The sequence below is a fragment of the Pseudomonas moraviensis genome, assembly GCF_900105805.1.
Classification (GTDB): Bacteria; Pseudomonadota; Gammaproteobacteria; order Pseudomonadales; family Pseudomonadaceae; genus Aquipseudomonas; species Aquipseudomonas moraviensis_A.
Window position 1 is genome coordinate 321634 of record NZ_LT629788.1, and the last position, 21861, is coordinate 343494.

Annotated in this window: 23 protein-coding genes and 4 tRNA genes; 18 read left to right on the top strand and 9 right to left on the bottom strand. The window is 58.2% G+C overall.

Going from position 1 to position 21861, the window contains the following annotated elements:
* The first annotated feature begins 48 nt into the window (after window positions 1-48).
* From BLU71_RS01600 to BLU71_RS01620, 5 genes are all read left to right on the top strand, one after another.
* A complete protein-coding gene (locus BLU71_RS01600) occupies window positions 49-1290 on the top strand; it encodes an aspartate kinase (protein ID WP_016773595.1) in 1242 nt (413 codons plus the stop codon).
* A gap of 187 nt (window positions 1291-1477) precedes the next feature.
* Complete coding sequence (gene csrA / locus BLU71_RS01605) at window positions 1478-1666, top strand: carbon storage regulator CsrA (protein WP_002554426.1); 189 nt, start codon at window positions 1478-1480, stop codon at window positions 1664-1666.
* A gap of 62 nt (window positions 1667-1728) precedes the next feature.
* Window positions 1729-1819, top strand: a tRNA-Ser gene (locus tag BLU71_RS01610).
* Between the two features lie 107 nt (window positions 1820-1926).
* Window positions 1927-2003, top strand: a tRNA-Arg gene (locus BLU71_RS01615).
* A gap of 72 nt (window positions 2004-2075) precedes the next feature.
* A tRNA-Arg gene (locus BLU71_RS01620) sits at window positions 2076-2152 on the top strand.
* Window positions 2153-2171: 19 nt separating this feature from the next.
* Here the strand turns inward: BLU71_RS01620 and BLU71_RS01625 are convergent.
* On the bottom strand, window positions 2172-2684 hold the full coding sequence (locus BLU71_RS01625; protein ID WP_083352175.1) for a cell envelope protein SmpA: 513 nt from the start codon (window positions 2682-2684) through the stop codon (window positions 2172-2174).
* Window positions 2685-3005: 321 nt separating this feature from the next.
* On the opposite strand from BLU71_RS01625, the gene mgtE reads away from it, so the two are divergent.
* The gene (mgtE, locus tag BLU71_RS01630) at window positions 3006-4448 is read left to right on the top strand and encodes a magnesium transporter (RefSeq protein ID WP_016773597.1); all 1443 of its coding nucleotides are present in this window, start codon (window positions 3006-3008) and stop codon (window positions 4446-4448) included.
* A gap of 119 nt (window positions 4449-4567) precedes the next feature.
* Here the strand turns inward: mgtE and BLU71_RS01635 are convergent, their stop codons facing one another.
* Entirely contained in the window at window positions 4568-4894 is a 327-nt protein-coding gene (locus tag BLU71_RS01635) for an Arc family DNA-binding protein (protein ID WP_003178899.1), read from the bottom strand.
* 387 nt (window positions 4895-5281) lie between these two features.
* On the opposite strand from BLU71_RS01635, the gene phnN reads away from it, so the two are divergent.
* On the top strand, window positions 5282-5851 hold the full coding sequence (phnN, locus tag BLU71_RS01640; RefSeq protein WP_064364865.1) for a phosphonate metabolism protein/1,5-bisphosphokinase (PRPP-forming) PhnN: 570 nt from the start codon (window positions 5282-5284) through the stop codon (window positions 5849-5851).
* Here phnN and BLU71_RS01645 read toward each other — a convergent pair.
* Window positions 5826-6005 carry a PA3371 family protein gene (locus tag BLU71_RS01645; RefSeq protein ID WP_016773599.1) on the bottom strand — a complete coding sequence of 60 codons (180 nt, stop codon included), beginning with the start codon at window positions 6003-6005 and terminating at the stop codon, window positions 5826-5828. The two genes, phnN and BLU71_RS01645, sit on opposite strands and share 26 nt — an antisense overlap.
* A gap of 20 nt (window positions 6006-6025) precedes the next feature.
* Complete coding sequence (locus tag BLU71_RS01650) at window positions 6026-6259, bottom strand: hypothetical protein (RefSeq protein WP_042607195.1); 234 nt, start codon at window positions 6257-6259, stop codon at window positions 6026-6028.
* A 298-nt stretch (window positions 6260-6557) separates the two neighbouring features.
* Here BLU71_RS01650 and BLU71_RS01655 point away from each other — a divergent pair.
* Window positions 6558-6634, top strand: a tRNA-Arg gene (locus BLU71_RS01655).
* 130 nt (window positions 6635-6764) lie between these two features.
* On the opposite strand, the gene BLU71_RS01660 is transcribed toward BLU71_RS01655, so the two are convergent.
* Entirely contained in the window at window positions 6765-8117 is a 1353-nt protein-coding gene (locus BLU71_RS01660) for a lysozyme inhibitor LprI family protein (RefSeq protein WP_083352176.1), read from the bottom strand.
* A 217-nt stretch (window positions 8118-8334) separates the two neighbouring features.
* On the opposite strand from BLU71_RS01660, the gene BLU71_RS01665 reads away from it, so the two are divergent.
* The 4 genes from BLU71_RS01665 (at window position 8335) to BLU71_RS01680 (ending at window position 13627) form a co-directional block, all read left to right on the top strand.
* Window positions 8335-9939: a tetratricopeptide repeat-containing response regulator gene (locus BLU71_RS01665; protein ID WP_042607193.1), complete on the top strand. Its 1605-nt coding sequence runs from the start codon at window positions 8335-8337 to the stop codon at window positions 9937-9939.
* Window positions 9936-10628: a sensor histidine kinase gene (locus BLU71_RS01670; protein ID WP_065616783.1), complete on the top strand. Its 693-nt coding sequence runs from the start codon at window positions 9936-9938 to the stop codon at window positions 10626-10628. The genes BLU71_RS01665 and BLU71_RS01670 overlap by 4 nt, the downstream gene beginning before the upstream one ends.
* 308 nt (window positions 10629-10936) lie before the next feature.
* On the top strand, window positions 10937-12178 hold the full coding sequence (locus BLU71_RS01675) for a glutamine synthetase family protein (protein ID WP_173867385.1): 1242 nt from the start codon (window positions 10937-10939) through the stop codon (window positions 12176-12178).
* A 69-nt stretch (window positions 12179-12247) separates the two neighbouring features.
* A complete protein-coding gene (locus tag BLU71_RS01680) occupies window positions 12248-13627 on the top strand; it encodes an MFS transporter (protein WP_083352178.1) in 1380 nt (459 codons plus the stop codon).
* Between the two features lie 186 nt (window positions 13628-13813).
* On the opposite strand, the gene BLU71_RS01685 is transcribed toward BLU71_RS01680, so the two are convergent.
* From BLU71_RS01685 to flgA, 4 genes are all read right to left on the bottom strand, one after another.
* On the bottom strand, window positions 13814-14560 hold the full coding sequence (locus tag BLU71_RS01685) for a flagellar brake protein (RefSeq protein ID WP_042607190.1): 747 nt from the start codon (window positions 14558-14560) through the stop codon (window positions 13814-13816).
* 92 nt (window positions 14561-14652) lie between these two features.
* Window positions 14653-15120: a flagella synthesis protein FlgN gene (locus BLU71_RS01690; protein ID WP_042607189.1), complete on the bottom strand. Its 468-nt coding sequence runs from the start codon at window positions 15118-15120 to the stop codon at window positions 14653-14655.
* Window positions 15121-15168: 48 nt separating this feature from the next.
* On the bottom strand, window positions 15169-15495 hold the full coding sequence (gene flgM, locus BLU71_RS01695; RefSeq protein ID WP_042607188.1) for a flagellar biosynthesis anti-sigma factor FlgM: 327 nt from the start codon (window positions 15493-15495) through the stop codon (window positions 15169-15171).
* Between the two features lie 162 nt (window positions 15496-15657).
* A complete protein-coding gene (flgA, locus tag BLU71_RS01700) occupies window positions 15658-16419 on the bottom strand; it encodes a flagellar basal body P-ring formation chaperone FlgA (RefSeq protein WP_080902460.1) in 762 nt (253 codons plus the stop codon).
* 82 nt (window positions 16420-16501) lie between these two features.
* On the opposite strand from flgA, the gene BLU71_RS01705 reads away from it, so the two are divergent.
* The 6 genes from BLU71_RS01705 (at window position 16502) to flgE (ending at window position 21658) form a co-directional block, all read left to right on the top strand.
* A complete protein-coding gene (locus BLU71_RS01705) occupies window positions 16502-17434 on the top strand; it encodes a chemotaxis protein CheV (RefSeq protein WP_016773611.1) in 933 nt (310 codons plus the stop codon).
* A 46-nt stretch (window positions 17435-17480) separates the two neighbouring features.
* Window positions 17481-18308 (top strand): protein-glutamate O-methyltransferase CheR, encoded by an 828-nt coding sequence (gene cheR / locus BLU71_RS01710; RefSeq protein ID WP_016773612.1) that lies wholly within the window; start codon window positions 17481-17483, stop codon window positions 18306-18308.
* Between the two features lie 370 nt (window positions 18309-18678).
* Window positions 18679-19089, top strand: coding sequence for a flagellar basal body rod protein FlgB (gene flgB, locus BLU71_RS01715; protein WP_016773613.1), 411 nt, complete (start codon window positions 18679-18681; stop codon window positions 19087-19089).
* A gap of 3 nt (window positions 19090-19092) precedes the next feature.
* The gene (gene flgC / locus BLU71_RS01720) at window positions 19093-19536 is read left to right on the top strand and encodes a flagellar basal body rod protein FlgC (RefSeq protein WP_042607186.1); all 444 of its coding nucleotides are present in this window, start codon (window positions 19093-19095) and stop codon (window positions 19534-19536) included.
* Window positions 19537-19551: 15 nt separating this feature from the next.
* Window positions 19552-20280, top strand: coding sequence for a flagellar hook assembly protein FlgD (gene flgD / locus BLU71_RS01725; protein WP_042607185.1), 729 nt, complete (start codon window positions 19552-19554; stop codon window positions 20278-20280).
* Between the two features lie 31 nt (window positions 20281-20311).
* Window positions 20312-21658, top strand: coding sequence for a flagellar hook protein FlgE (gene flgE, locus BLU71_RS01730; protein ID WP_042607184.1), 1347 nt, complete (start codon window positions 20312-20314; stop codon window positions 21656-21658).
* Window positions 21659-21861: the final 203 nt, after the last annotated feature.

Below are 21861 nucleotides of genomic sequence, written 5' to 3' on the forward strand. Positions count from 1 at the left end.
TGTTGGAAAGATTATTGGGCGCCCTTCATGGGCAGAGGCGGCTTTGAAATGGCTTTGATCGTACAGAAATTTGGAGGCACCTCGGTCGGCACTGTCGAGAGAATCGAGCAGGTCGCCGACAAGGTTAAGAAATTCCGCGATGCCGGCGATGACCTGGTGGTTGTGCTGTCTGCAATGAGCGGCGAAACCAACCGTCTGATCGATCTGGCCAAGCAAATCAGTGGCGAGGCGCAACCGGTTCCGCGCGAGCTGGACGTGATCGTTTCCACCGGTGAGCAGGTGACGATTGCCCTGTTGGCCATGGCGCTGATCAAGCGCGGTGTGCCGGCGGTGTCGTACACCGGTAATCAGGTGCGGATCCTGACCGACAGTGCGCACAATAAAGCGCGTATCTTGCAGATTGATGACCAGAAGATTCGCGGTGATCTGAAGGCCGGTCGCGTGGTGGTTGTCGCCGGTTTCCAGGGCGTCGACGAGCACGGCAACATCACCACCCTCGGGCGTGGCGGTTCCGATACCACTGGCGTGGCGCTGGCGGCAGCCTTGAAGGCGGATGAATGCCAGATCTACACCGACGTCGACGGTGTCTACACCACCGACCCGCGTGTGGTGCCTGTCGCTCAGCGTCTGGACAAGATCACCTTTGAAGAGATGCTGGAAATGGCCAGCCTCGGTTCCAAGGTGCTGCAGATCCGTGCGGTGGAATTTGCCGGCAAGTACAACGTACCGCTGCGCGTACTGCACAGCTTCAAGGAGGGTCCGGGCACCCTCATTACTATTGATGAAGAGGAAACCATGGAACAGCCGATCATTTCCGGCATCGCTTTCAACCGCGATGAAGCCAAGCTGACCATCCGTGGCGTGCCAGACACCCCGGGTGTGGCGTTCAAGATTCTCGGCCCGATCAGTGCCGCGAACATCGAAGTCGACATGATTGTGCAGAACGTCGCGCACGATAACACCACCGACTTCACCTTCACCGTGCACCGCAACGACTACCAGGCCGCACAGACCGTGCTGGAAAACACCGCTCGCGAGATCGGTGCCCGTGAGGTGGTTGGCGACACCAAAATCGCCAAGGTCTCGATCGTCGGCGTCGGCATGCGTTCCCACGCAGGCGTGGCCAGCCGCATGTTCGAATCCCTGGCGAAAGAAAGCATCAACATCCAGATGATCTCGACGTCGGAAATCAAGGTTTCCGTAGTGATCGAAGAGAAGTACCTGGAACTGGCCGTGCGCGCGCTGCACACGGCTTTCGAACTGGATGCTCCGGCCCGTCAGGGCGAGTAATCCGATTCTGTGAAGGGCGCGGTCTGACCGCGCCCTTTATTTTTTGAATGGCGCGGGCCCTGAACTGTTCTTTTGCTCGCGCTGGTCAATACTCAGGCATGTAGGGCTACGATCGCTGCGGTTGTAGGTCGGGTGCCTTTTTTTTGCAGACTGTTGTCCCTGAAATGAATGGCGTAAGGAGAAAGGTATGCTGATTCTGACTCGTCGGTGCGCGGAAAGCCTGATTATCGGTGACGGCGAAATCACCGTGACCGTGCTCGGCGTCAAAGGAAACCAGGTGCGTATCGGCGTCAACGCTCCGAAAGAGGTTGCGGTGCACCGTGAGGAAATTTACCTGCGTATAAAGAAAGAGAAGGACGAAGAACCAAGCCATTAATTTTTATCGATTTTTATGTTTGCAAACGGGGAAGAAGCTGGTTAATATACGCCCCGTGTTGCGGAGAGCTGGCCGAGTGGCCGAAGGCGCTCCCCTGCTAAGGGAGTACACCTCAAAAGGGTGTCGGGGGTTCGAATCCCCCGTTCTCCGCCATTATTTGCTTAGTACGTCGTAATCTGGCTTCTTCTGTAAGTTGTTGAAATTACTAGAAAAAGTGTTTGACATAGAGATTAGACGGCCTATAATGCGCGGCAACAAATGCACTCGTAGCTCAGCTGGATAGAGTACTCGGCTACGAACCGAGCGGTCACAGGTTCGAATCCTGTCGAGTGCACCATTTAAGAGTTATTTGCTGTAAGGTGAGTAACTCGGTTTGAGCCAGTTGTGGTCTGGTCTAAAAACACAAAATGCACTCGTAGCTCAGCTGGATAGAGTACTCGGCTACGAACCGAGCGGTCACAGGTTCGAATCCTGTCGAGTGCACCATATACCAAAAAGCCCGCGTTTAACGCGGGCTTTTTGCTGTCCGGGATTTGGCTTTTCCCTTCACACAGCCTCTTTCATCAAAATCAATTTGAGCACTGCGCCCTCGCTTGAGGTCGTAACGATAGCTTGTGGTCGACGTACGCGTATTGATCTTGTCCGGCTTGCCCAGCGCGCTTTCGACATCCCGCTGGCTCATGCCGACAATGACTCGCCGGTTAATGATCGCTTCGCGCCGCTGCCTGTTATCGGTCAGGTTTCCACATTTATGCTCGGCACCGCCGATGATGCCCGGTTCGCGTCCGCTGTCTTTAATGCCGTTCACGGCTTCGTGATTGAACTCCGGCATGATTGCGACCCAGCCGGGAGAATAGGGATGAACCTCCTGAAGCGACAGCTGTTCGCCGACTGCGCAGCTCATCGATGTAAAGGTGACGCTGCCGTCGGAGGCCTGGCAACGATGAAGTGTGGTGGCCTTGGAAGGCGTGAGGTGGAGCAGAGCGGTCAGTAGAATAAGCGCGGGTTTTGCTGGCATTCGATGTCCTCCATGACGATCTACGCTCAAGGGTAGTCGCTGCTTTTTCCATTGCCGGTGTGTTTTCTTTTCAAGATGAGTCGTCGCATTTGCACGGGTCAGGAAGGCGCTCAGGTTTGTTTCGCAAGCGCTTGTTTCAGCCGTGATTTTTTCAACGTTTTAAACCGTCAGGCGTGTATCATTGCGCCCGTCAGCCCCGCCGGGGCTTATGGAAATCCTCCATGGACTTACCCAGTAGTTGTTCAGTAAACCGTTTCACCAATCATGAATTGACTGATTGATCCTTCCGGCGTGCCCCGCTGCTGGGAGTGGAGTTCGCCTATGTCCGAAATCGAAGTAAAGAAAACTCAGGAAAGCCTGCAGGACCGCCTGGCTCAGGTCGTCGAGTTGCTGCAGCGCCAGCGTGTCGTTGAAGACCTGACTCATCGTCAGGAAGGTCCGCATCACGACCGCGTGGAGAACCTGGTTCACCGGCAAAACCTTGTCGAGCTGCAACGCAAGCTCGATGATCTGCACTCCGCCGACGTCGCCTACATTCTCGAAGCCTTGCCGCTGGACGATCGTCTGACCCTCTGGCAACTGGTCAAGGCCGATCGCGACGGCGACATTCTTCTCGAAGTATCCGATTCCGTCCGTGAAACGCTGATCGCCGACATGGACGATCACGAGCTCCTGGCCGCGGCCAAGGACATGGACGCCGACGAACTCGCTGACCTGGCTTCCGAGCTGCCGCGAGACGTTGTCCATGAGCTGATGGAAAGTCTGGATAACCAGCAGCGCGAACGCGTGCGCTCGGCCCTGTCCTATGACGAGGATCAGGTCGGTGCGCTGATGGACTTCGAGATGGTGACGATCCGTGAGGACGTCAGCCTCGAAGTGGTTCTGCGTTACCTGCGTCGCCTCAAAGAGCTTCCTGGTCACACCGACAAATTGTTCGTAGTCGATTACGACGGCGTGCTCAAAGGCGTGCTGCCGATCAAGCGTCTGCTGGTCAACGATCCGGAGAAGCAGGTCGCCGAAGTGATGGCCAGCGATCCGGTGAGTTTCCACCCGGACGAAGATGCCTACGACGCCGCTCAGGCATTCGAGCGTTACGACTTGATCTCGGCCCCGGTGGTTGACAAGAACGGCAAGCTGATCGGCCGTCTGACCATCGATGAAATGGTCGACCTGATCCGTGAGGAAAGCGAAAGCGAAGTCCTCAATATGGCCGGTCTGCGTGAAGAGGAAGACATTTTCGCGTCGGTGTGGAAATCCCTGCGCAACCGTTGGGCCTGGCTGGCGGTGAACCTGATCACTGCGTTCGTGGCATCGCGGGTGATCGGCCTGTTCGAAGGCTCGATCGAAAAACTGGTAGCGCTGGCGGCGCTGATGCCGATCGTCGCCGGTATCGGCGGCAACTCCGGCAACCAGACCATCACCATGATCGTGCGCGCCATGGCGCTGGATCAGGTCAGCACCGGCAACACCTCGCGCTTGATGCGCAAAGAGCTGGCGGTCGGTTTGATCAACGGTCTGGTCTGGGGCGGGGTGATCGGTGTGGTCGCGTACATGCTCTACGGCAGTTGGTCGCTCGGCGTGGTGATGACGGCGGCAATGACGCTCAACCTGTTGCTGGCCGCGTTGATGGGGGTGTTGATCCCGATGACGCTGGCGAAGATGGGCCGGGATCCGGCGATGGGCGCCAGTGTGATGATCACCGCAATGACGGACAGTGGCGGCTTTTTCATCTTCCTCGGTCTGGCGACGATCTTCCTGCTCTGATCATCTGATAACAAATACAAAGCCCGTCAAATTGACGGGCTTTTTCATGGCTGCGAAAACTCAAAACCGAGGCAAAAAAAAGCCAGCAATCATGCTGGCTTTAATGTGTTCGGTATGACTCAGGACGCGTCTGCGGCCATTTCAGCGTCGTGGGCGATCAGCGACACCAAGGCGTTTTGCTGACGATGCGACAACTGACGGAAGCGTTGCAACAGCTCGCGCTCGTGCAGCGACAGCTCCGGGCTGTCCAGGCGCATGCTCAGCTCTTCGCCCAGTGCGCCTTCCTGAATAAGACTCTGCTCAAGGCGCGCAATGATCTCGGAGTTCATGCTGCGATGATGATTGCGAGCCACCTCGGCAATGCGTTCACGCATTCCGTCTGGCAGACGTACGACAAACTTGTCAGCCGTACGGCTGGAATAAATTGCCTGTTTCAATGGGCGCATATATTTAACCGGTTAGTTCAGGGGAGCGGTTCTCGGGATTGGCCGCAGGATGTGTGGTAGGACAAGCATCCGGACCAATTGGTTCAACCTGAATTGTTAAGAGGCCGGCATCATGCCTCAAAATTGCCAGATCATTGGCGCCAATTCTGTGACAAATATTGAGCCGGGTAAAGGCGTAATGCCAGCACCAGTTGTCAGAAATGCGGACTGGTTGGAAAACTTTCCATCCATCCATATCGCTGCATGCTTCGACATGCACATCTGTTGATGTCCGAAGACCTCGGAACGTGCATGCTATGCGGCTCGCTATTCTTATCCCTATGTGTACAGGATAGTGGCAATTTGCCGATTTACTAGAGGCAGGTCCCGTCGGAGGGCGTTTACAGGATGGATGGCAAGCTTTTTTACCTGATGGGACCGTCCGGTTCGGGCAAGGACAGCCTGATCGACGCATCGCGTGAGCCATTGCGTGAGTTGAACTGCGAGATCATGCGTCGGGTGATCACCCGATCAGCGGAGTCCGTCGGCGAGGATGCGATTGGCGTGACGCCGCAAGAGTTCGATCGGCAAAAGCAGGCCGGGGCGTTTTCTCTGGCCTGGCAAGCAAATGGCCTGTCTTACGGCATTCCCATTGAAATGGATCAATGGTTGCGAGGTGGGCGCCATGTCTTGGTCAATGGTTCAAGAGCAAACCTGCGCCAAGCGATGGAGTTGTACCCGGCCCTCGTGCCGATCCTGCTGACGGTCAACGACGAGGTTCTGCGCCAGCGACTGCTCAGGCGGGGTCGGGAGACCCCTGAGCAGATCGATGCCAGGCTGGCGCGCAATGCGCTGTTCAAAGACCGCAGATCCAGCGACAGCCCCGTTTATCACATCGACAATTCTGGTGACCTTGCTGACGCTGTTTCCGCGCTACTGGAATTGATTCGGCTCAACGCAGAACCGGATCGAATTTGATCTTGCGCCCGGCGATCAGAGCCAGCACGAAAAGCACCGCAAACACGCCACAGCCAACCAGAGGCAAGGTGACTTCCGTCTCCTCGAACAGCGCCAGATGGGTAACGCCACTCAGTAAAGCGAGGATCAGAAATCCTGTCGCCGATTTGGACATGTTGTACTCCTGAAGATATTTCAAAAAACCAGACGTTCGGTGGTTGGCGCCGAGGCTTGCTCAGGTTCGCTGACCATGTGCGTAGAAGCGTCGCTGCGATCACTCAACACTGCCCACTGCGGTGCTTTCTGCACCTGCAGGTAATGCGGCATGCGTTGCGCCACTGGCTGCTCAACCTCAGCCTTGGGGAAAAAATGCGATCCGAGCAAGAAAGCCAAAGCCGCTGCGTTTGCAAGCAAGAGGGTGCTGTTCATGGCACGACGCTCCAAATTGTTCTTTTTGATAGAACAGGCATAGCAGTCGCCGTGCCAACAGTGTAACGGCTGATAAGTCCTTTAAAAACAAGGGTTTGGTAAGGTTTTTAGGAATGCGCTGATTGCAATCTGCAATGAGCGCATTTTCGCGTAGTGCAAATTGCCCGGTAAAAGTTCCCGCAATCTTGCAGGGCGCTTGCCTACACTTAAAAAGCCCTACGGACGACATGACAAAACAGGGGCTGGCCGTTAACATGCACGCCGTCTGTCGCGCCGCATACAGCCCGCGTCAATCAGTGTCTCAGTAGCTCAATTGGATAGAGCATCCCCCTCCTAAGGGGAAGGTTGCAGGTTCGAACCCCGCCTGGGACACCACCTCTTCAACACCGAAAAGCCCCGCCGCATTTAACCGTGCGACGGGGCTTTTACGTTGCGCGGCCTGTGCTTTTGGCACCCTGTCATTAGCGACCGTGGCGATGATTTCGCGGGGCGGTGCTACCGCCGATCAGTCGCTGTTCAGTTCGACTTTGCCGAGGGTACTGCTGACGTCGGTGATATGCCGACGTCCATAGACCTCGTAACCAGTCCCACTCGACTCGACCCCCGGTTTGCGCACGGCCAGTTGAGCAGATAAGCCGGTTTTCTCGCTGTAGCTGCCGAACCAGTCGATCAGCGCGCCGATATGACATTCGCCCTCGATCATCACGGGCAGATCGGTGATCTTCTCGATGGCGTAGTGCGTCGGGCCGTAGCTGTAGTAATCGTCGTCACTGGCGCCCGTGGGAGGAATTGGGCAAAGCGGCGCGTGATCGGCCGAGCCTAGGGCGACTTTCATCGCTTGAGTGATGGATTGCTCAAGTGCCGCGTGCAGATCCGCGCCAAGCTCATAGGTGCTGGTGCCATCCTCTTTATGTTGAATCGTGGGCACTTGCAGGGAGTAAGCGTAACGCACGGACACCGTCGGTACCTGGCGGTTGATCTTCAGCGGATTGAGCAGATACAGGTTGTCGACACCGTAGGTGCTGTTTCGGTAGGCGGCATAAATCCTGTCGTGAAGCTTGATCCAGCTGATTGCCTGATTGGCGCCACGGTCGTTGGTGTAGAACAGCGAACTTTCCGGCTCGACCGATCTTTTGACAAACCGCTCGCCCGCCCGGCGCCAGGTTTCCACGTAGGTGAACAGGCCGGTGCCGCCTGCGTATGTGTCGACGATAAGGTCGCGCTGGCCATCATTGTCCAGATCCAGCAGTGCGTAGGAAGTCCGTCCGGTTTCGGCGGCGCCGTCGATGCTTGAGGCGTTCAATGCTTTCCATTCATCCGCGCTCACGCCTTTGGGGCGCGACTTGGGGAAGTTGGTTTGCTCGCCGTAGCTGTCGACTGGATCGCCCGCGAACGATGTCTGCGAAGAATCGAAAGCCCGCGCGGCCAAGGCGCGTTCCAGCGCAAATTCCGGGTGGCTTTTGCTCTCGGCGCGAATGCTTTCCTGCAGATCGTTCATCGCCTGAAGATCCACGGCGTCCGGCTGCCACATTGCGGCGTGCGTCCATTGTGCCTGCAATGCTTGCAGGCGCTGGCGGTAGCTGCCATCCAGGCAAGCGACATCGTCTGCGCAGGCATTGCGGGTTTTCAGCCAGGCGCGCTGGGTGCCCTTGAGTTCAGTTTGCGTCGCTGTGGCCGTTGCCATCAGTTGGCGATACAGGCTGCCCATCTGCACATCGAGCTCGTGCAGCGCTTTATTCGCGCAAATGGTGTTTTCCGCGTCGTTCGCCGCTTTTGTGCAGTCCATTGCCGCCGCACTGATTGGCTGGATAAACAGAAGCAAACAGGCTGACAGGATGTAGCGTCCCTTGATGTACACGATTCAGTCCTTATGGAAATCCTTGAGCAGGCGCGCAGAGTAATACTCGAAGCAATATTCTTGAAGCACCACCCTCAGGCCCCGGCACTTTTGGCCGATAACCCGAACGGTGAGTTCACACTCGCGCGAAATCGCTTGATGGTGCATGGCCTCCAGCTATCATCTGCGCGCCTGAAATCGCCTCGGTTCGTTTTCTTCAATTGCCTGGAAATCCTCGATGTCGTCGTATCACCAAAAAAGCTTTCTGATCGTCGATGATTTTTCCGATTTCCGCAGTTCCGTGCGTTCGATGTTGCGTGAGCTCGGTGTCAAGGATGTCGATACTGCCGACACCGGCGAGCAGGCGCTGAAGATGTGTTCGCAGAAGTCCTACGATTTCATTCTTCAGGACTTCCACCTCGGCGACGGCAAGAAGAACGGCCAGCAGGTGCTCGAAGACCTGATGTCGGAAAAGCTCATCAGCCACGAAGCGGTGTTCGTCATGGTCACTGCCGAGACCAGTCAGGCGATGGTGCTCAGTGCCCTGGAGCACGAGCCGGATGCCTACCTGACCAAGCCGTTCAACCGTTCCGGACTGGCCCAGCGCCTTGAACGTCTGGAGCAACGCAAAACGTTGCTCAAACCGATTCTGCAGGCCCTCGATCGCGGTAAGCCGGTCGAGGTGCTCAATGCCTGTATTGCCCTGTGCAAACAGGACATCCGCTATTCGCCGCTGTGCCTGCGCTACCGTGCCGATGCGCTGCGCGACATGAATCAGAACGAAGCGCTGGAGCGACTCTACGACGGCATCATCGCCGACCGCCCGTTGCCTTGGGCCTTCGCCGGATTGGGCAAGTTGCTGTTCAAGCGCGGGCAGGTAACGCAGGCCAAAGAAGTTTATGAAAAAGCCCTGAAAGTCTTCCCGATGATGCCAGCGCTGTATGACGGCATGGCCGATGTGCTGGTGGCCGAAGGCGACAGCAAAGGCGCGCAGCGGGTGCTGGAAGAGGCGATTCGTTTGTCGCCGCTGGCGGTGCGTCGTCAGGCTCTGCTGGGCAAACTGGCGATGGCCAACGAGGATTTTGAAACCGCCTCGCGCGCTTATCGTCAGGCTGTGGCGCAGGGCGCGCAGTCGCGTTTCAAGGACCCGGAAAGCAACCTCGGTCTGGCGCACGCCCTGATCAGCAAGGGCAGTGATCGCGGCCTCGACACGCGCACGCGGCTGGAAATCAACACGACGCTCAGCGCTGTGGCTAAAGAGAACCCGAGCGATCCCGGCCTGCAAATTCGTGCGCGGCTGATGAAGGCCACCAGCCTGTTGCTCAACGACGCCGAAACCGCAGACAAACTTACCGAACAAGCGTTGATGCGCCTCGATGGCATGGAGCAATTCATGAGTCCCGAGGCGGCGTTGCTGGTGGCCAAGCAGTTGCAGATGCTCGGTCAGGCCGAGGCGGGCACTTCGATGCTCAAGAGCTGCGCGGAGATCTACGGCGATGACCCGGCGGTGATGAAAGACATTGCCAAGCTCACCGACGATCCGACCATCCTCAGCTCGAGTAACGCTGCGGCCGATCTCAACCGTCAGGGCGTGCGCGTGTACAAGACCGGCAATCTGGTCGAGGCCCGCGAGGTGTTCCGCAAGGCGCTCAAGTTGCAACCGAAAAACATCAGTATTGCGCTGAACCTGGCCCAGTCGCTGCTGCACGGCACCGACACCAGTGTGCCGTCGGCGGAGCTGGAAGAATGTCGGGCCTGCCTGAAACTGGTTGGCCTGATGCCCGACACCGACGCGCGGTTTGCGCGTTATCAGAAGCTGAAAAGCAAGGCGTTTGGCGAATGAACCCAATTGATCCGGCGCTGGATTTTTCCACGGTGATTGCCTCCACCGTTCACGACATGAAGAACTCCCTGGCGATGTTGATGCAGGCGCACAGCCAGTGGCTCGCACGTTTGCCGAAAGAGCTGCGCGACGGCTCGGAGCAGGGCGTGATCGATTTCGAGTTCGCCCACCTCAACGGCATGCTCGTGCAGTTGCTCGGGCTGTACAAACTCGGCGTCAACCAGTTGCCATTGCAGCCGGCCTATCACGAACTCGACGACTTCATCGAAGCGCAACTGGCCGCGCACCAAGAGGTGTTCGCCAGTCGCGGCATCATCGCCACCTACGAAGTCGATCCGCTGAGCCCGCTGGGTTTCTTCGATCGCGAACTGATCGCCTCGGTGCTCGGCAACTGCATCAACAATGCGATCCGTTACGCCCGCGAGTCGCTGCTGATTACCGTCAGCGACGAAGCCGGGCAATTGGTGCTGAGTATCAACGACGATGGCGACGGCTACCCGGCGCAGATGCTCGACCGTCAGGCCGATTATGTGCAGGGCATCAATCACAGCAGCGGCAGTACCGGCCTGGGTTTGTATTTCGCCAATCGCATCGCGGCGCTGCATCAGCGCAATGGTGTCGAAGGGCGCACCGAAATCAGCAATGGCGGGCCGTTGGGTGGCGGGGTGTTCAGCCTCTACTTGCCCTGACATGACGTGTAGGAGCTGACGAGTGCAACGAGGCTGCGATCTTTTGATCTTGAAAAATCAAAGTCAAAAGATCGCAGCCTCGTTGCACTCGTCAGCTCCTACGCAAGATCCGGGATTTTTGTGGACGCTGCTTGATATTCCGAACAGGCGCAGCCTATTTTGTCCGGGTCGCCGTTCGCGGCTCGCACAATAACAAGGATTGCGTCATGACAACCGATGGCCAGGGTTCACTCGCGCAGCGATTGACCGGCATTGATGAGATTGAATGTGTCACCCCGGATCTGAACGGTGTGCCACGGGGCAAGGTGATGACCGCCGAGGGTTTCCTCGAAGGGCGGCGTTTGCAGCTGGCGCGGGGTGTGCTGCTGCAATGCATCATGGGCGGTTATCCGCCGGCGCGGTTTTACGGCAGCGATGACGGCGATCTGGCGCTGGTCGCCGATCCGGCGCAGATCCATCGTTTGCCCTGGAGCGACGAGCCCCGCGCCATGGCGATTTGCGACGCCGACGAACTGAGCGGGGAGAGCTCCAGCCTCTCGACCCGTGGCCAGTTGAAAGTGGTCATTGCCCGTTATGCCGCGCACGGTCTGGCGCCGGTGGTGGCGACCGAGCTGGAATTCTTTGTCTTCGCACCGAATACCGATCCGACCCAGCCGTTCCGTCCGCCGGTAGGCCTCGATGGCCGTCGCGAAGATGGCCAGTCGGCCTTCAGCGTCAGCTCCAATAATGGTCTGCGGCCATTCTTCAGCGAAGTGTATAAATGCATGGCGGCCCTCGGCCTGCCACGCGACACCTTCATGCATGAGATGGGCGTCAGCCAGTTCGAAATCAACCTCCTGCACGGCGATCCGCTGCTGCTGGCCGATCAGACGTTCCTGTTCAAGCACCTGCTCAAGGAAGTCGCGCTCAAGCATGGCCTGAGCGTGGTGTGCATGGCCAAGCCGCTGGCGCACACGCCGGGCAGTTCGATGCACATTCACCAGAGCATCGTCGGCATCGAAAGCGGCAAGAATGTCTTCACCGACTCGAACGGCGAGCCGACGGCGATGTTCCGCCACTTCATTGGTGGGCAGCAGGCCGGCCTTGCCGATTTCACCGCACTGTTCGCGCCCAACGTGAATTCCTATCAGCGCCTGTGTCATCCGTACGCGTCGCCGAACAATGCCTGTTGGTCCCATGACAATCGCGCCGCCGGCTTGCGTATTCCCGCCAGCTCGCCGGCCGCACGTCGGGTCGAAAATCGTCTGCCGGGCGCCGACGCGAATCCGTATCTGGCCATCGCCGCTAGTCTGGCCGCGGGTTTGCACGGCATCGAACAGGAGCTGGAGCCGAGCGCGGCGATTCAGGGCGAATTCGCCGTGCCGGATAACCTCGCCTTGCCATGTACCTTGCACGCCGCGCTTGAACGTCTGAAACGTAGCCAGTTGGCCAGGGAACTGTTCGGAGCGGAGTTCATCGAAGGCTACATCGCTTCGAAGACCATGGAGTTGACCAGCTTCTTTGATGAAATCACTCCCTGGGAGCGCCGTGTGCTGGCCGCCCAGGCCTGACGTTTCGCCGCCACCGGGCTATCGTTGCGATAGCCCGGTACTTACTGCAAGGAGCCGCTCGGAACGCCGATGCGCCAAATCTGGAAATCCTTTCGAGCGCTGTATCTCGCCTCGCTGATGATGTTGATCGGCTCAGGCCTTCTCTCTACTTATCTGGCTTTGCGTCTGGCCGCCGACAATGTCGACGGTCTGTGGGTCGGTGCGCTGATGGCGGCCAACTATTTCGGTCTGGTGCTGGGCGGCAAGATCGGCCATCGCCTGATCGCCCGGGTCGGGCATATCCGTGCGTACTCGGCGTGTGCCGGGATCGTCGGCGCGGCGGTGCTCGGCCATGGCCTGGTAGATTGGCTGCCGGCGTGGATAGTGCTGCGGACGATCGTCGGTCTGGGCATGATGTGTCAGTACATGGTCATCGAGAGCTGGCTCAACGAACAGGCCGACGCCAATCAGCGCGGGCTGGTGTTCAGCGGTTACATGATCGCGTCGTATCTGGGCCTGGTGCTCGGCCAACTGATTCTGGTCATGCACCCCGGCCTGGGGCTGGAACTGCTGATGCTGGTGGCGCTGTGCTTTGCCCTGTGTCTGGTACCGGTGACCCTGACCCAGCGGATCCATCCGGCGCCGCTGCATCCGGCGCCGATGGAGCCGCGCTTCTTTATCAAACGCGTGCCGCAATCGCTGAGTACAGTGCTCGGTGCGGGTCTGATCATCGGTTCGTTTTATGGTCTTGCGCCGCTGTACGCCTCGCAACAGGGGCTGACGACCGAGCAGGTCGGTCTGTTCATGGGTAGCTGCATCTTTGCCGGTTTGCTGGTGCAGTGGCCGTTGGGCTGGTTGTCCGACCGCTACGACCGCGCGCTGCTGATTCGCTGCTTTGCCGGGTTTCTCGCGGTGGCGGCATTGCCATTGGCGATCTTGCCGCAGGTGCCGCTGGAGGTGCTGTTCGTGGTCGGCTTCTTCTGTTCGCTGGTGCAGTTCTGCCTGTATCCGCTGGCGGTGGCGTTCTCCAACGACCACGTCGAAGGCGATCGCCGCGTGTCACTGACCGCCATGCTGCTGGTGACCTACGGCGTCGGCGCGAGCATCGGGCCGCTGCTTGCCGGTGTGCTGATGAAGTTTCTCGGCAGCCAGAGCCTGTATGCCTTTTTCAGCTTCTTTGCGCTGGTGCTGGTCTGGCGGATTCGCCCGAAAGCGGTCACCAATCTGCATCAGGTCGACGACGCGCCGCTGCATCACGTGGCAATGCCGGACAGCATGTCGAGCTCGCCACTGGTGGCGGCACTTGACCCGCGTGTCGATGAGCAGGTGGTGCAGGAGCAGATGGTCCAGGATCCGGCGCCGGCCTCTTCTGAGCCGGAACCGGTCGCCCAGCCGGAGGCAGGCGTCGAAACCGATTCCGCCGATGAACATGACACACCTGCGACGGATATCAGCGGCGGCAGACCCTGAGATATCACGCGCTAACTGTGGCGAGGGAGCTTGCTCCCGCAGGGGCGCAAAGCGCTCCTTTCTTTGTTTGAAGGCAGGGCCTGCTGCGCGGTCCAGCGGGAGCAAGCTCCCTCGTCACAGAAGCTTTGAAGGCATAAAAAAAGGGCAGTCCTGTGCGGGACTGCCCTTTTTATTTGTCGCTGCGACTCAGAGGTCGTCTTTGTCGAAACGTCTTGCTTCACGCTGCAACTGGTAGACAAAACGTTCAACGTTACGTGCAGCCTGACCACTGATGTTGTGGAAGCGCAGACCGGCGAAGGTGATGTTGAGTTTTTCTTCGAAGTGCAGATAGCGCAGCTCGACCGACGTTGGCTGGTTGCCGAACAGCGGCGGGGCGATCAGGCGATCGTAGACCTGGCCCAGTTGCAGACGGTCAGTGATGTCGCCCTCGAAGCGGAACTTGCAACCGGTGGCGGAGATATCCAGCAGCTTGCCGTGCAGAGGCGACTTCAGCTTTTCGCCACCCAGTTCAACGCTGACCAGGTCAGTGAGTTTCAACGCAGCGCGGAAGGCGTTGCGGCGCTGGTGATAGACCACTTCGCTCGGCAGGTCGCCGGTGTAGAAACGGTCGCCGTCGGATTCTTCTATATTCAGCGTGCCGTTGCATTCCCAGGCGATGCGTACGCCGTCATGAAAGCCTTCGACCTTGAACGGCTCGCCCGCTTGCAGGAAACGCTCGCCATCGCGGGGGATCATTTCGTCCAGCGCAATCGTCGCGGTTTCACGGTCGACCTTGATCAGGTAACTCTGGAAGCGCTGGCTGCGTTCATGGAAGGTGATGATCAGCGGGTCATGGCTGTCTTGCAGCTGGCGCAGGTTGCTGGAGATTTCCAGTGGCGTGGTGAGCACCTTCGGAGGCTGCGGAGCATCATCCGCGCTTAGGGTGTTGGACACGGTTCTTCAATCTCCAGACAAAATAAGACTACGACTGGCCAGTATTTTGCCAGCATGTTGCACGAGTGGATAGTGCAGGGCCACCGAATGGCTCATGCCTGGCTGAGCGTTCGCGGCTTGACCGGTTTGGCAAAGGTCCCGCTGGCGTCGTAAAGCGCTGGCGGCTCACCGCCGGTGAGGATCTTCAGCTGATTGGCCGTGGTCGCCTGCTGGATCTGGATTGACCGGCCGTTCTTGGTGTTGGCGTCCTGACATTGTGCGATCAGCGCGGTCAGGGCATCGCCCTGGGCCAGCAACTGGTCGCCAATGCTCGACTGGCTGGCCAGTTGCTCAAGGCCGCTGCGGTCGGTCGGCAGGTTGAGGCTGGCGAGGATTTCGCTGCGCTTGCGGCCATGCTGTTCAAGCAAAATGATCAACGCCTGCTTGGTTGCCAGAATTTCTTCCAGCAGCGGCATGTCACGACCGTGCAAAGCGAGGGATTCGGTTTGCAATAACTCCAGCAATTGTTGCGCTGGAGCAAAGTCGTCGTTGATCAGTTGCAATAAGTTAGTGTCGTGCATGGCTGGCCTTGGGGTTTAAGCGTCCAAAAGCCTGGCGCCGGCAAAAGCCTAGCGCTGGGCTTCGAAGTTGAGCAGTTTGCTGGCTACACGGTTGCTGTCGACTTTATAGCTGCCATCGGCAATCGCGGCTTTCAACTCGGCCACGCGGGCTTTGTCGACAGCAGGTTGATCGCGCAGCTTGTCAGTGACCTTCTGCAACTGTTGAGCCTCATTGCTGAGGTGTACCGATTCCCCGCTTTTGGCGGCACTGGCCGGTTCGGCCTGGGTATTCAGCGGCGCGGAAGGGCTGTTTTCAGCGCTTTCCTTGGCGTTGCTGGTACGTGTACTGCCGGTAAGTGACGAGGAACTGTTCAATCGGTTGAAATCGATAACCATGATAAAAAACCTCTGGGAATTTGGACGCTTGCCATGTTTTCGGCTATCCCCTGAAAAACTTTAGGCCCAATCAACCATAAGCTTGCATGCGCCGTTGCGAGACCTGCTGCGGCACAGTTTAGGGAAGCGACGGGATCGGCGCCAGTTTTCTCCACAGGGCTTTTACATGGCCACTTCGACCTGTCCCGGCGCAATCACCTGCGCCTTGATAACTCTTTGAGAATTAAGGTTTTTTACTCGAATCTGTTCTTTCATGCCGCCATTGGAGAGGGCTTCCCCCGGCATGCGTACGGCAAGGGTGCCGCTACGCGCAGTGATCACCACCTGATCGCCCTTGCGCACCACTTCGGCCTGTTCCAGATGCACCAGTGTGATGACCTGATCGGCGACCGTTGGTCGGGTCAGTTTCTGCCCGATCGCTTCATCGACCGAGGTCAGGAAACCCTGGTTGATCGTGCTGACATCGCGCTCGCGCAACGTCACGTCCTGCGGCTCGATGATGCCGGCGCGTTTCAGCGGACGAGTGGTCGTGACGATCTCGCGAAACAGGCGGACTTGAGCGGGTACGAACACCGTCCAGGGCGAGCTGCCTTCGCATCGGACCTTCACCGTAACGCGGCCCAGCGGGCGGGCCGGGCTCTCCAGAGTGGCTGTCAATTCCTTGTCGCACATGGGCATGCGCATACGCGGGTCGAGCTGGTTGACTTCGATTTCGTAGCGGCCTTCGGTTTGACTGGAAGCCAAATAGTCTTCTACGGTGAATTCAAGAAAGCCCTGAGTCACGCCGATAAGCATATCAGGCAAGGTAACCGCATCAGCATTGGCAGGACTGCCGGCAAGCAAGCAGCAAACGGCGGACACCGCGCAAAGCCCTTTGCGAAGGGAAGATGTCAGGCGTCGGGAAAATGTCGTTTGAGCGTTCATACGAGTTAAAAAGCAAGCGCCGTGCCGTTTAGCAATGAATGTGCGTCGCAACAACACTTGGCGTTGATGTAGGAGTCTGGGCATGGCTGGTGTAATGGATTCGGTGAACCAGCGCACGCAACTGGTAGGGCAGAATCGCCTCGAGCTGCTGTTGTTCCGTCTTGACGGGCCGCAGCTCTACGGGATCAACGTGTTCAAGGTACGGGAAGTGTTGCAATGCCCGTCACTGACCTTGATGCCCAAATCCAGTCCTGTCGTGTGCGGGGTAGCGAATATACGGGGAGCGACCATTCCGATCCTGGATCTGGCAATGGCAACGGGCTCCGGTGCGTTGAAAGACAAGAACAGTCCGTTCGTGATCATCACGGAGTACAACACCAAGACCCAGGGTTTCCTGGTCCGCTCGGTGGAGCGCATCGTCAACATGAACTGGGAAGAGATCCATCCGCCGCCCAAGGGCACCGGTCGCGATCACTACCTGACCGCTGTGACTCGGGTCGACAACCAGTTAGTCGAAATCATCGACGTCGAGAAGGTGCTGGCCGAAGTAGCGCCGACGCCGGAAGCGATTTCGGTGGGCGTGGTCGATGTCGAGACGCAGACCAAAGCGCTGTCGCTGCGGGTGCTGACAGTCGATGACTCGTCGGTGGCGCGCAAGCAGGTCACGCGTTGTCTGCAGACCATCGGTGTCGAAGTGGTGGCGCTGAACGACGGCAAGCAGGCGCTGGATTACCTGCGCAAGCTGGTCGACGAGGGCAAGAAGCCGGAAGAAGAGTTCCTGATGATGATTTCCGACATCGAGATGCCGGAGATGGACGGGTACACCCTGACGGCGGAAATCCGCGGCGACGCGCGCATGCAAAAGCTCCATATCATCCTGCATACTTCGTTGTCGGGGGTATTCAACCAGGCGATGGTCAAGAAAGTCGGTGCTGATGACTTTCTGGCCAAATTCCGTCCTGATGACCTCGCGTCCCGGGTAGTCGACCGGATCAAAGCAGCAGATATCAGCTAAGGGCCTTCTGCCCCTGGCGTTCAACACGATTTAAGAGGCGGCATCATTGTCTACGGGTAATTTGGATTTCGAACAGTTCCGGGTCTTCCTGGAAAAAGCCTGTGGCATTCTGCTCGGTGAAAACAAGCAGTATCTGGTCTCGAGCCGTCTCAACAAACTGATGGAGCAGCAAGGCATCAAGTCTTTGGGTGAGCTGGTTCAGCGCATCCAGACCCAGCCGCGCAGCGGTTTGCGCGAGCAGGTGGTCGATGCCATGACGACCAACGAAACCCTGTGGTTTCGTGACACCTATCCGTTTGAAGTCTTGAAGAACAAGGTACTGCCGGAAGCGATCAAGGCCAGCCCCAACCAGCGTCTGCGGATCTGGTCGGCGGCCTGCTCGTCGGGTCAGGAACCGTACTCGCTGTCGATGTCGATCGACGAGTTCGAGCGCAGCAACCTGGGCCAGTTGAAGATGGGCGTGCAGATCGTTGCCACTGACCTGTCGGGACTGATGCTCAACAATTGCAAGACCGGCGAGTACGACAGCCTGGCGATCGGTCGCGGACTGTCGCCGGAACGCCTGCAACGCTATTTCGACCCGAAAGGGCCGGGGCGCTGGGTGGTCAAGGCGCCGATCAAGAGCCGGGTGGAATTCCGCTCGTTCAACCTGCTCGACAGCTACGCAGCGCTGGGCAAGTTCGACATCGTGTTCTGCCGCAATGTGTTGATCTACTTTTCTGCCGAAGTGAAGAAAGACATCCTGTTGCGCATTCACAGCACGTTGAAGCCGGGCGGGTATCTGTTCCTTGGCGCGTCTGAGGCGCTGAACGGTTTGCCGGATCATTACCAGATGGTTCAGTGCAGCCCGGGGATTATCTACAAGGCGAAATAACCGGTTGGCGGCAATACAAAAACGGGAGGCCCTCAAGGTCTCCCGTTTTTTATGCCTGAATGTTCTCTGCGAAACTCCATGGCTCCTCTGTAGGAGTGAGCCTGCTCGCGATAGCGGTCTACCAGATGCCACATAAGTGACTGATACACCGCAATCGCGAGCAGGCTCACTCCTACAATGGATCTGCGGCGTCAGGGAGAGGGACGGCAAGCGGCAGAAAAGCGGCATCCAGCGGAAACCGGTTGCCGCTTTTCTGGCATTGCCGCTTTGCCTGTCTGGCGCAAAGCCCCGGAATACGGGGGTTCTTCCATTTGGCACGGCGCTTGCTAAAGCTCAGTTACGAAAAACCGGTCACCTGAAGGTTCCCGACATGAGCATCAGCTTCGACAAAGCGCTGGGCATTCACGAAAAGGCATTGGGCTTCCGCGCCCAGCGTGCTGAAGTGCTGGCCAACAACATCGCCAACGCCGACACCCCGAACTACAAGGCGCGGGATCTGGATTTCTCCAAAGTGCTCGAAGCACAGACCGAGAAGACCAAGACCGGCGGCCACTTTGCCCTGAACATGACCAACAGCCGCCACATCGAGGCTGAAGGGTTGGGCAACGGCGACGAGTCGCTGATGTATCGCACGCCGATGCAGCCTTCCATCGACCAGAACACCGTCGACGCTCAACTGGAACAGTCGAACTACGCGGAAAACGCGGTCGGCTTCCAGGCCAGCTTCACCTTGCTCAACAGCAAATTCAAAGGGCTGGTGTCAGCCCTGCGCGGAGAATAATCCATGTCCCTGTCCAGCGTTTTCAACATTGCCGGCAGCGGCATGAGCGCGCAGACCACGCGTCTGAACACCGTGGCGTCGAACATCGCCAACGCCGAAACCGTTTCGTCGAGCATCGACCAGACCTACCGCGCCCGTCACCCGGTGTTCGCCACCATGTTCCAAGGCGGCCAGGCCGGCGGCAGCGATTCGCTGTTCCAGAACCAGGACGCAGCCGGGCAGGGCGTGCAGGTGCTTGGCGTGGTCGAAGACCAGAGCAACCTCGAAGCGCGCTACGAGCCGAACCATCCGGCCGCTGACGCCAAGGGCTATGTCTATTACCCGAACGTCAACGTGGTGGAAGAAATGGCTGACATGATTTCCGCGAGTCGTTCGTTCCAGACCAACGCCGAAATGATGAACACCGCCAAAACCATGATGCAGAAGGTACTGACCCTCGGTCAGTAATAAGGGACGAATGCCATGAGCGTTACGGACACCACCAGCACCCTGAGCATGAAGGACATCCTGGCCAACTCGTCGAAGACGGCCAGCAGCACGACGCCGGGCGGCATCGCCTCGGCGACCAACAGTGCCACCGGCGGCCAGGCGCTGGGCAAGGATGCGTTCCTGCAATTGCTGGTCACCCAGCTGAAAAACCAGAACCCGCTCGACCCGCAGGACAACAGCGCTTTCGTGGCGCAACTGGCGCAGTTCAGCAGCCTTGAAGGCATCACCACGCTGAACTCCACCGTCAGTGGCCTTGCCGGCAACTACAACTCGTCGCAGGCGCTGCAGGCGTCGTCGCTGGTCGGTCGCAACGTGATCGTGCAGACCAACACCGCCCAGCTCGATGACCCGAGCAAAGGCCTGACCGGCTCGGTCACCGTGCCTTCGTCGATTGCCGGCGGCACCGTGACCATCACCGACAAGGACGGCAAAGCCGTACGCACCATCGACCTCGGCAGCCGCGCCGCCGGCGATGCCAGCTTCACCTGGGACGGCAAGGACACTGCCGGCACCGTGGTTCCGGTCGGCACTTACACGTTCAAGGCCAACGCACCGATCAACGGCACCGCGACCGACCTGGCGACCTACCTGCCAGCGACGGTCAACAGCGTGACGATCAGCCAGACCGGTGGCGAGCTGATGCTCAACCTGGCCGGCAAGGGCACCGTTGCCCTGTCCAAAGTACAAACCATTGGTATATAGAGCCGACTAACCCGGCACGAAGGAGTGGAACATGTCTTTTAACATCGGCCTTAGCGGTCTCTATGCCGCCAACAAACAACTCGACGTGACCGGCAACAACATCGCCAACGTCGCCACCGCCGGTTTCAAATCCTCCCGCGCGGAATTCGAAGACGTCTATTCGTCGACTCGTCTGGGCAGCGGCAGCAAAGTCATCGGTAACGGCGTGCGCCTGGCCAACGTGTCCCAGCAGTTCACCCAGGGTGACATCAACAACACTGGCAACGTGCTGGACATGGGCATCAACGGTTCCGGCTTCTTCACCATGAGCAACAACGGCTCGATCTCGTACACCCGTGCCGGTACGTTCAAGGTCGACAACGCCGGTTACATCACCAACACCGACTACACCTCGCGTCTGCAGGGTTACGGTGTGGATGCCAACGGCAAGATCATCAACGGCGTGTTGACCGATCTGAAGATCGACACCTCGAACCTGGCGCCGAAGTCGTCTTCTTCGGTGACCTCAAGCATCAACCTCAATTCGTCTTCGCCAGTGATCGTTGATACCGGCGCCAGCGCCGTCAAATTCGACCCGTCGAAGCCTGAGACTTACACCAAGTCCTTCAGCACGCCGATCTATGACACTCAGGGTAACTCCCACGTCATGGATCAGTACATGGTCAAGACTGGCGAGAATACCTGGAAGGTTTACACCCTGGTTGATGGACGCAACCCGGATGCCACCGGTAGCGATCCAACCAACGCCGCCACGCCTCCGGTTGCTTCGACATTGACGTTCGACAGTTCCGGCAAATTGCTTCAGGTGAGTACACCGAGTACTTTGCCGCCGCCGGCGCCAAATCCGCTCATCAGCAGCGACTTGACGTTGAGTAACTGGAAACCAGGCACCGTGACCAACGGTGTTTTTACGCCTAACGGCGCGGCAGCAAATCCGGCTGGCGTGACCATTTCGATGGCCAAGACCACCCAGTACAACGCTGATACTTCGCGCACGATCCCGACTCAGGATGGCTACGCCACTGGACAGATCACCAACCTGACCATCGACGGTACAGGTACGCTGTTCGCCAACTTCAGCAACAACCAGAGCAAGGCGATCGGTCAGGTTGCGCTGGCCAGCTTCACCAACGAACAGGGCCTGCAGGCTGTGGGTGGCACTAGCTGGAAAGAGACGTTCGCTTCGGGTATCCCGGGGTACGACGCGCCGAAGACCGGTACTTTGGGTGAGGTGGTGTCCAACTCGCTGGAAGAGTCGAACGTTAACCTAACAAACGAGCTGGTTGATCTGATCAAGGGCCAGAGCAACTATCAGGCGAACGCCAAGACCATCTCCACTCAGAGCACCATCATGCAGACCATCATTCAGATGACTTGATGTGATCTGATTGCTGCACTGAAAACCGACGTCCTAGGGCGTCGGTTTTTTTTGCGCGCTGTCAGGCTTTTCTCAAATACCTACCGTTCGTCGGCAGCTGTGGTGCAGTAATTGCAGTTGCCCCCAGCAGAAGAAGGGGCGCGTCAAACTTTCGCAGGTCATGGAGACCTCTGGTTGCAAGGCGGTTAAGCGTCTCATCAATG